The organism is Actinoplanes sp. NPDC004185, from assembly GCF_053603475.1.
Genome location: NZ_JBSGFR010000015.1, coordinates 111,410 through 119,616, shown reverse-complemented (window position 1 = coordinate 119,616; position 8,207 = coordinate 111,410). Strand labels below are relative to the sequence as shown.

Genomic DNA, 8,207 nt, shown 5'->3' with positions numbered 1-8,207 from the left:
ATCGATCCGAGAGAGAGAGAGAGGGACAGAGATGGACGAGCACGAACGCTACGAGGTGCTGCGCAACGACGAGGAGCAGTACTCGCTGTGGCCGGCCGGGCTGGACGTGCCGGCGGGCTGGCAGCGGGTCGGCAAGGAGGGCACCCGCGACGAGTGCTCCGGCTACGTCGACGAGGTCTGGACGGACATGCGGCCGCGCAGCCTGCGTGAGCAGATGGACGGCTCGGCCAAGGCCTGACGGCACGTGACCGGGCCCGCCACGCCGGCGGGCCCGGGCCGCGTCAGGAGCCCTCCGGTACGGCGCAGAACTCGTTGCCCTCCGGATCGGCCAGCACCCAGTGGCCGCTCTCGTCGTCCGGGGCGTGCACCACGCCCGCGCCCATCGCCAGCAGGTCGTCGGGGTCGCGGTCACGCAGCACCACGTGCCAGTGCAGCCGGTTCGCGCCGTCGCGGGCCTCCGGCACCGGATCGAAGACGAAGAAGTCCCAGGGGAAGTCGGGGGCGGCCCGGACCACCGCGGCCTCGCCCTCGGCGACCGTCTCCCCGCCCAGCACCGCACCCCACCAGCGCGCCTGGGCCCGGGCGTCGCCGCATTTCACGACCAGCTCGAAGATGCCCGGGGGCCGGTCGTCCACCGCCGGGAAGGCGCAGAACTCGTTGCCCTCCGGGTCGGCCAGCACGTACCAGGGGTCGGCGCCCGGCCGGCGCAGCAGCCGGCCGCCCGCCGCGACGATGTGGTCGACGTCGCCGCCGGGGAGCCGGACGTCGAAATGCACCCGGCTCTGCTCGGTCGCGAGCCGGCGCGCGCGGCGCACCCGGACGATCTCGTTGCGGGGCCGGCCCGGCCCGGGGTCGATGCGGAACGCCGCGGGGCCGTCCTGGCGCTCCGGCGTGCCGAGCACGGTGGCCCAGAATCGGGCGATGACCGGTGGGTCCAGCGCCTGCAGGCTCAGGCCGGCGAACTGTACGGGCGGCAGCACGTACCGGGCGAGGTCGTCGGTCAGGGTCGGTCGAGACATCGTTCCTGATTACCCGTACGCGACGGCGATCGTCAATGTCGCGGGGCACATGTCCAGCTAACGGGTGGCGGCACCGGTGGCGTACGGCTCATCCGCTCAGCTCGGCCCCGGCGTGACCGATGAGGTGCCGGAGAAGGTCCGGGTTCGTGGCACGGGAAACGGTGAGCGGGATGAGCTCTGGGCAGGTACGCCCAGGAGACGGCGGTGCGCCCGACCGGGTGCTGCGCGCCATCATCGCCGCGACCGTGGCCTGGCTGGTGCTCTACACCGTGCTGACCGCCCTGTTCCAGGACTCGCCGCGCGCGGCGATGTTCGTCGGCGACATCCTCTACCTCGTGCCGCTGATCGTCGGGGTGCTGGTCGCCGGGATGGCGGTCCGCCGTGAAAAGGGCCGGCACCGCACGCTGTGGCAGGTGCTCACCGTGGCGTTCGGGGCGCAGCTGACGGGCGAGAGCATCTGGGCCGGCTACGACTATCTGACCCCCGACGGGCCGCCCGCCCCGTCGGTGGCCGACATCGGCTACCTGCTCTCCTCGACGCTGATGGTGGTGGCGGTCCTGGTCGGCTTCGGTGGGGCGAGCCGGCTGCGGCAGCTGCGCGGCCTGCTGGACAGCACGCTCATCATCGTGAGCCTGGGCGCGCTGGGCTGGCAGATGCTGATCAGACCGCAGCTCACCGAAGGGATGGCGTTCGCGGACGCCGTCAACGTGGCGTACCCGCTGCTGGACGTGGTACTGCTGGCCTGCCTGGGCATCGTCGGGATGGCCGGGCACAAGTCGGTGCCGATGACGGTGCGGCTCGTCGGCGCGGCCGGGGCCGTCAACGCCGTCAGCGACATCGTCTACACCTACATCGCCACCTTCAGCGACTACGACAGCGGCAGCTGGGTCGACGTCGGCTTCGAGATCGCGGCGGCACTGTGCTTCCTGGCCGCTGTGGTCGCCGTACGGCGCCCGGAGCCGCCCGCCGAGCCCCGGTCCTTCGACCGGGGCATGCCGCTCATGCCGATCCTCATGTCGGTCACCGCCACCTCGGCCCTGGTCGCGTTCGACAAGGTCAGCGCCGGTTCCGTCGGTGATCTCACGCTGATCGTCGTCGCCGTCCTGTTCCTCACGGTCATGCTGCGCCAGTACCTGTTCGCGGCCGATCGGGCCGGTCTGGCCGAACAGCTCGCCCTGGCCGTGACCGAGCAGCAACGGCTGGCCGTCACCGACGGTCTCACCGGCCTCTACAACCGCCGCCACCTGATGACGATCGTCGACCGGCTGCGCGGCGCGCCCGCCGGGCGCCCGGTCAGCCTGATGGTCGTCGACCTGGACCATTTCAAGCTGGTCAACGACACCCACGGCCACCTGGCCGGTGACGCGGTCCTGCAGGAGGCGGCCACCCGCATCACCACCACCGCCCGGGCGAGCGACGTGGTGGCCCGCTACGGCGGCGAGGAGTTCGTGGTGCTGCTGACCGACACCGACGGGGCGGAGGCCGAGCAGCTGGCCGAGCGGGTGCGCCGGCGGCTGCGCGAGACACCGGTCGTCGTGGGTGACGCCGTCATCGCGCTGACCGCCTCGATCGGGGTGGCCAGCTCACCGGACGGCACGGTCCAGCATCTGCTCGAGGTGGCCGACCGGGCGCTCTACCGCGCCAAGGAGCAGGGCCGCGACCAGGTCTCGACCGGTGCCACGCCGGTACGGGAGCGCGTCGCCGTACCGGGAGCGACCGGCTGACCGGCGCCACGCTTCGGCCGGCACCGAACCGTTGCGGCCGTACCGTGTCGCCGTGCAGCAGCTCAACGGCCGCGAGGCCGTCCTCGCCGTCCTGAACGACCCTCGCTTCGTGGTGCCGCCGGTGCCGCCCGGTGCGTGCGGCATCGCCTGGCTGCGGGCCACGGTCGGCCGGTTCAGTTCGGGCCCGGCCCACGACCGCCGGCGGGCCCTGGCCGTCGCTGTCCTGGACGCCGTGCCCGCCGCGGCGCTGCGCACCGGCGGCGGCGGGCATCCGGTGACCGTGCTGGCCCGGGCCCTGGGCATCGCCGAGCCGGTCACGGACCTGGTCCGGGACGTGGCCCAGGCCTACCAGCCGGGCACCGGTGACGAGAACCGGGCCGGCGCGGCGGTCGACCGGCTGGTGGCGATCCTCGGCGGGGAGTACGACGAATCGACCGCGGCCCTGATCGGAGTGCTGACCCAGGCGTGCGACGCGACCGCCACGCTGATCGAGCGGGCGCGGCACCGGCCGCTCGACGAGGTCCTGCACGACGACCCGCCGGTCCGGACGACCCGGCGCCAGGCCCTGGTGGCGACCACGGCCGGCGGTGTGACGGTGCGGGCGGGGGAGGTCGTGCTGGTCGGTCTGGCCGGGGGACCGGCTTTCGGTGCCGGTCCGCGCCGCTGCCCGGGCCGGGACCACGCCCTGGCCCTCGTCGAGGGCGCCCTCGCGAGGGATTCACCGACCGTTCACGAAGGAACGCCGGACACCGTCCCGGGAACCGGCCCAGACTGAGCCGATGATTGTCCTCGAGATAGCGGGGCTGCTCATTCTGGCCACCGCCACCTGGCTGGTCCTGAACCGGCCGCAGACCGGCTCGGGCGTCCTGCACCGCCGCCTCACCACGACGATGCTGGCCGCCGGCGGTGCGGTGCTCGCGGGCAGTCTGGTCGCCGGGGTCGTGCTCGCGTTCTGACTCCGGCGTTTGAAGGTGATCCTCCGGGAAACTGTGCGGCGATGCCGGGATGGTTGCAAGCGGGTGGATGGGGACTGCTGGCGGGTTCGGCGCTGCTGGTCGGCGCCGCGGCCGGCTATCTGGCGCGGATCCCGCAGAAGATCATCGCCTCGATCATGGCCTTCGGCGCCGGGGTGCTGCTGTCGGCCGTGTCGTTCGAGCTGGTCGCCGAGGCCTACGCCGGCGGCGGGCTGCTGCCGACCGCGCTGGGCGCGATCGCCGGCGCCCTGCTCTACACCGTGGCGAACGTCTTGCTGGCCCGGCGCGGCGCCCGGCACCGCAAACGCTCCGGAGATCAGCAGCCCACCGAGCAGGACCAGGGCGGATCCGGTACGGCGCTGGCCCTCGGCGCCCTGCTCGACGGCGTACCGGAATCGATCGTCATCGGCACCAGCCTGCTCGGCGGCGGCGCGGTGAGCGTGGCCACCGTGGCGGCGGTGTTCATCAGCAACGTGCCCGAGGGGCTGTCCAGCGCCGCCGGGATGCGCCGGGCCGGCCGCTCCCGCACGTACGTCTTCGGGCTGTGGGCCGGGATCGCGGTGATCAGCGGTCTGGCCGCGCTGGCCGGCTACACCCTGCTGGGCGGCGTGGCGCCGGGCATCCTGGCCGCCATCACCGCGCTCGCGGCCGGCGCCATCCTGACCATGATCGCCGACACGATGATCCCCGAGGCCTTCGAGCAGACCCACCTGGCCATGGGCCTGATCACCCTGCTCGGCTTCCTGACCGCCTTCGCCCTGTCCCGCGCCGGTTGAGCAGCGCGGGCGGTCAGCGCGAGGGCAGGGTGGCCACCGGGATGCCCTCGCCCACCGCCCAGGTCAGGCCGTCCCGGATCGCGTCCAGCGGCAACGGCCGGTCGCGGGTCACCGCCACCACGACGGTGGCCGCCGGCGGCAGGAACGGGTTGCGCTCACCCGCCGCCGCCAGCTCGGTGCCGACCCGGTAGGCGAGTTTCACCGCGTCGTCGTAGGGCAGCGCCGGCATGACCAGCAGGAAGCTGTCCTCGTCCAGGCGGGTGATCCGGTCGGCCGGGCGCAGCACCGCGGCCAGGACCGCGATCAGGCCCTCGTTGCGCAACGCCATGGTGCGGCGGCCGGTCTGCTCGGGCAGCGCCGGCACCGGGGCCGGGCGGACGCCGAGCAGCGCCACCGGCAGGGTGCCCGAGGCGGTCACCCCGTCGGCCCCCGACCAGCGGCGTACCCCGGCCTCGTCGGTCAGCGCTGCCTGGTGCCGGCCGCCCGGCGTGGCCACGGCCGTGGGGGCGCGCAGTTTCTGGATCGTGGCGCGGTCGCGGTCGGTGCGCTCGGCCAGCAGCCGTACCGCCGCGTCGGCCCGGCCCTCGCCGGGCGTCGCCGGCAGGTGCCGGACCCGCTGCACGACGTCGTCGATCGCCGCGCGCGCGGACTCGGGCAGCCGGTCCGCCAGCGCCTGGCGCAGCCGCAGCACCTCGTGCAGCGCGTCGTCGCGCCGGAACCGCCAGTCGCCGTCGAACACCCGGCCGGCCTCCAGGGTGGCCGCCGCGGGATCGACCTCCTCACGGTCGTGGGCGACCAGCACAGCGCCGAAGCGCGGGGTCAGCACCGCGACCGTCCACTCCCGGGCCAGGGGTTCGGACTCGTGCAGCAGCACCGGGTACGGCCCGGCCGGCAGCTCCGGCGGGTGGGTGGCGACGACGCCGATCACCGCGACGGCCGCCAGCTTCGCGATCCGTTCGTACACCTCGCGTTCACGCTCGAAGTACGGCAGCCGCTGGAACAGCGCGATGACCACCATGGGCCCGTCCTCGGCGACGGCCAGGGCCGCCTGCTCGATAGCGTGCGAGACAGTCACCAACGTGGACTTGGTCAGGCGTTTCTCGATCATCGGGCCGGACTCTACGGCGGTGGCCGGGGCCCCGCCACCGGTGCGGGTCAGGAAAGCCGGCCGGCCCGGGCGACCAGGGCCGCCGCGATGTCGCGGACCTTGCGGTTGCCCTGCTGCGACACGCCGATGAGGATCTGGATCGCCTCCTCCGGGGTGCACCGCCGCTCGCCCATGATGATGCCCTTGGCCTGCTCGATGACGGCCCGGCTCTCCATCGCCACCTGCATCTGCTGGGCCAGCGTGACCTGCACGTCGTAGACGTGGGCGTTGGCCAGGGCCGCGGCGGCGTACGCGGCGAAGGTCTGCGCGAGCCGGACGGCCTCGTCGTCGAAGGCGTCCGGGGCGGTGGAGTAGACGTTGATCGCCCCCGTGACCCCCTCCTCCACGGGCAGCCCCACGGCCAGGGCGCTGCGCACACCGGCGGCCACGGCCCGGGCGGCCCAGTCGGGCCAGCGGCTCTCGCTCTCCGTGTGCGGAGTGGCCAGGGTCTGCAGGGTGGCCGATGCGTCCAGGCACGGGCCGTGTCCGCGCCGGTACTGCACCTCGTCCAGGCTCCGGGCGAGCTCGGCGGTGAAGGCGGCGGTGGCCGGGCCGCTGGGGCGCACCAGGGTCACGGAGACCGCGCCGGCGCCCGGAACGGTGGCCTGGGCCAGCTCCGCGACGATCCTGAGCACCCCGTCGAGGTCGGTCTCGCCGAGCTTGATCCGGCCGAGCCGGGCGAAGGCCTCGGCGGCGGTGGGCCGGTGCGTCTCGGACATCAGTGGTCTCCTCGCCGGCCTCGGTCGGTCACGGCCACACGCTACTCCTCGACGGCCCCGCGAAGTTGAACCGGTTCAAGCGTTTCTCGGACAGCCGCCGCGGGCCGGGAGCAGACTGCTGTCGGCAACGTCGTGCTGTTTGCCCCCGTCTGAGCGGCCGTGCTCACCGTGATCGACGCCGCCGCGGGCGCGCTGAAGCGGCACGCCGGTGCTGGACGCCACCGACCTGGTGATCCGGGACGACGCCGGCCACCAGCGGGACGTGCCGGGCGGGCTCAGCGGCACCGAGAACCTGGCGGCCTGGGCGCCCGGCACGCACGGCTCCTCGCGGTGAGCCGGCGCCGTACACGACCCCCGTGGCCCCCGTGATGGCTCGCAGCTGACGGACGTGCTCTCCGCCCGGCAGCGCTACGACGAGCGTGGCGCGACCGGCGGCTGAGCGAGAGCCGCCTCCAGAGCGGTCGCGTGCGGGTGCGCGATGTCCGGCAGCACGCCGCTGCCCTCCCAGTTGCCGCCGGTCACCGCGTCGCGGACCTCGGCCTCGGGCAGGAGGCCCAGCACCCGCGGAGTCAGCCGGACCGGCGTCACGTGGTCGGCGGCGCAGCGGGTCGGCTCACCCACCACGGTCGCGCGTCCCCGTGCCTGCAGGTGGTAGGCCAGCGCCTCCGCCGAGGAGTACGTCCGCGGGCTGGTCAGGACCAGCAACGGCTGGGTCAGCGCACTGCCGGACGGGGAGCCGGTGGTCCACCACTGCCGGCGCCGGTCCCGGTAGAGCACGTCGGACAGGTGGTGGGCGTCGTCGCCGAGCAGCGGGCCGGCCACCGCCACCAGGGTCGCCGCCCCCGTTGCCGCGCAGGTCCAGCACCAGCCGGGTGGAGTCGCGGGCGAGGGTCAGGGCGGCGTCGAGGTACGGCCGGGCGATCGCGTACGGCTCGAGGGCATCCAGGGTCAGCACGCAGGTGCCGTCGTCCAGCCGCCGGACGGAGGTCACGCCCGCGGCTCTGCGTCGTACGGGTCCGGGGTCCGGCGGCGGCCAGCCGTTGGCCTCGTCGTCGGCCTGCTCGGCCCCCGCGGGGTCGAAGTGCAGCTCCAGGTGCCGGGAGTGGACGTTCGCGCAGGTCTGCAGGGCCCGGCAGCCGGCCGCGTCGACCGGCTCGTGGCGGCCGGTGAAGGTGGCCGCGAGGTCGGCGGTGAGCCCGTCGAGCCGGGGCCCCGGTGGCATGAGCCGGCGCAGCCAGCCGGCCAGCAGTTCGCTGAGCTCGGCGACCGTCCGGACCTGATCGGTGGGCATGATCCGACCGTAGGGCAGAAATCGGCGCTCAGTGCGCTGTCGCGCTCTGCCTTCGGCAGAGAAGCCGGGCCGGGCTTTGTGCATTGCCGCGGCGGGGTCGCCGAAAGGCTGTCGTGCGTGCCGGGACGCCGTTGCGAGGGGCGTCGTCGTCGCATTCGCGACGGCGTCACCGGCGGGCGCGGAATCAGCGCTTGCTGTGGAACGCCTCGACGATCGAGGTGGGGATGCGGCCGCGTTCGGAGACCTCGTAACCGTTCTTGTTGGCCCATTCCCGGATGGCCTGGTTCTGGTCGCGGTTGGCCCGGCTGGGGGCCGGCGCGGTGCTGCGCGCGGCGATCCGCGCGGTGCTGCTGCGGCCGATCCGGGAGGCGGCGGCCAGGTACGGGTCGAGCGCCTTGCGCAGCTTGCCGGCGTTCTTCTCGGAAAGGTCGATGGTGTAGCTGACGCCGTCGATGCTGAATTCGACGGTGCGGTCCGCTTTGCTGCCGTCAATGTCGTCGGTCAGCAGGGTGACGATCTGCTTGGCCATGTGGTCGCTCCCGGATAAGCCTTTGGTG

General features: G+C 73.8%; 12 protein-coding genes. 6 read left to right on the top strand and 6 right to left on the bottom strand.

All coding sequences use genetic code 11. The features are described 5' to 3' along the window. Positions 1-31 precede the first annotated feature (31 nt). On the top strand, positions 32-238 hold the full coding sequence (locus ACWEOZ_RS17695; RefSeq protein ID WP_451911755.1) for an MbtH family protein: 207 nt from the start codon (positions 32-34) through the stop codon (positions 236-238). A 43-nt stretch (positions 239-281) separates the two neighbouring features. On the opposite strand, the gene ACWEOZ_RS17690 is transcribed toward ACWEOZ_RS17695, so the two are convergent. After that, positions 282-1,019, bottom strand: a complete 738-nt coding sequence (locus tag ACWEOZ_RS17690) for a VOC family protein (RefSeq protein WP_451911754.1) — start codon at positions 1,017-1,019, stop codon at positions 282-284. Positions 1,020-1,189: 170 nt separating this feature from the next. Here ACWEOZ_RS17690 and ACWEOZ_RS17685 point away from each other — a divergent pair, with 170 nt between their 5' ends. From ACWEOZ_RS17685 to ACWEOZ_RS17670, 4 genes are read left to right on the top strand one after another with little or no spacing between them, the layout of a single operon-like run. Continuing rightward, positions 1,190-2,743 carry a GGDEF domain-containing protein gene (locus ACWEOZ_RS17685; RefSeq protein WP_451911753.1) on the top strand — a complete coding sequence of 518 codons (1,554 nt, stop codon included), beginning with the start codon at positions 1,190-1,192 and terminating at the stop codon, positions 2,741-2,743. Between the two features lie 52 nt (positions 2,744-2,795). Next, a complete protein-coding gene (locus tag ACWEOZ_RS17680) occupies positions 2,796-3,518 on the top strand; it encodes a hypothetical protein (RefSeq protein ID WP_451911752.1) in 723 nt (240 codons plus the stop codon). A 4-nt stretch (positions 3,519-3,522) separates the two neighbouring features. Then, positions 3,523-3,699, top strand: a complete 177-nt coding sequence (locus ACWEOZ_RS17675; RefSeq protein WP_451911751.1) for a hypothetical protein — start codon at positions 3,523-3,525, stop codon at positions 3,697-3,699. A 41-nt stretch (positions 3,700-3,740) separates the two neighbouring features. Further along, positions 3,741-4,493, top strand: coding sequence for a ZIP family metal transporter (locus tag ACWEOZ_RS17670; protein WP_451911750.1), 753 nt, complete (start codon positions 3,741-3,743; stop codon positions 4,491-4,493). A gap of 13 nt (positions 4,494-4,506) precedes the next feature. On the opposite strand, the gene ACWEOZ_RS17665 is transcribed toward ACWEOZ_RS17670, so the two are convergent. Continuing rightward, positions 4,507-5,601 (bottom strand): DICT sensory domain-containing protein, encoded by a 1,095-nt coding sequence (locus ACWEOZ_RS17665; RefSeq protein ID WP_451911749.1) that lies wholly within the window; start codon positions 5,599-5,601, stop codon positions 4,507-4,509. A 47-nt stretch (positions 5,602-5,648) separates the two neighbouring features. Beyond that, entirely contained in the window at positions 5,649-6,359 is a 711-nt protein-coding gene (locus ACWEOZ_RS17660) for a GAF and ANTAR domain-containing protein (protein WP_451911748.1), read from the bottom strand. A gap of 208 nt (positions 6,360-6,567) precedes the next feature. Here ACWEOZ_RS17660 and ACWEOZ_RS17655 point away from each other — a divergent pair, with 208 nt between their 5' ends. Next, on the top strand, positions 6,568-6,693 hold the full coding sequence (locus ACWEOZ_RS17655; RefSeq protein ID WP_451911747.1) for a hypothetical protein: 126 nt from the start codon (positions 6,568-6,570) through the stop codon (positions 6,691-6,693). Positions 6,694-6,767: 74 nt separating this feature from the next. Here ACWEOZ_RS17655 and ACWEOZ_RS17650 read toward each other — a convergent pair whose 3' ends face one another. The 3 genes from ACWEOZ_RS17650 to ACWEOZ_RS17640 form a co-directional block, all read right to left on the bottom strand. After that, on the bottom strand, positions 6,768-7,064 hold the full coding sequence (locus ACWEOZ_RS17650) for a S41 family peptidase (RefSeq protein ID WP_451911796.1): 297 nt from the start codon (positions 7,062-7,064) through the stop codon (positions 6,768-6,770). Further along, positions 6,973-7,650 carry a hypothetical protein gene (locus ACWEOZ_RS17645; RefSeq protein WP_451911797.1) on the bottom strand — a complete coding sequence of 226 codons (678 nt, stop codon included), beginning with the start codon at positions 7,648-7,650 and terminating at the stop codon, positions 6,973-6,975. Before ACWEOZ_RS17645 ends, ACWEOZ_RS17650 begins: the two co-directional genes overlap by 92 nt. 184 nt (positions 7,651-7,834) lie before the next feature. After that, a complete protein-coding gene (locus tag ACWEOZ_RS17640) occupies positions 7,835-8,179 on the bottom strand; it encodes a histone-like nucleoid-structuring protein Lsr2 (RefSeq protein ID WP_360834125.1) in 345 nt (114 codons plus the stop codon). Between the last annotated feature and the right edge of the window lie 28 nt (positions 8,180-8,207).